This is a genomic window from Prevotella sp. Sow4_E9_plate (assembly GCF_052116205.1).
In the GTDB taxonomy this organism is placed as follows: Bacteria; Bacteroidota; Bacteroidia; order Bacteroidales; family Bacteroidaceae; genus Prevotella.
In genome coordinates, this window is sequence record NZ_JBQKLN010000155.1 from 1 (window position 1) to 390 (window position 390).

At 49.5% G+C, this 390-nt stretch carries 1 pseudogene; it reads right to left on the reverse strand.

From position 1 onward, the window contains the following. A pseudogene (locus ACTQ53_RS17670) lies at positions 1-390 on the reverse strand (IS66 family transposase); the annotation flags it as partial.

A 390-nucleotide genomic window follows, 5' to 3' on the forward strand; every position in this document is an offset into this window, starting at 1 on the left:
GCATGGTATATCAATCAAGAGCCGACCACAACATTTACAATAGACGGGTTCGTGCTTTACAATTACGTCTGGTTCTGCTATAGTCTGCAGTGTGTGACCCTTGTGGCCAGGCTGTCCACCGCTCGGCTTTCCGCTTGGCTTGCGAAGAGACTTTGTCCTGCGCAGCTCACGGGAAGCGATACTTTCTTGGGATGGAGGGATACTGCTGTTTTTCTCGGGCTTTCCTGGTGTACTTGATGTATCGTCATCAGCACCCTCGAGTTCCTTGATGCGCTTTTTAGCAACGGCTAGTTCAGCCTTTGTGGAAGCAAGTTCTGTCTTTAGATTATGTATCTCCACGTCCTTCTGGTTAATGACACGGTTGAGACGTCCGATCTCCTCAGTCTTCTC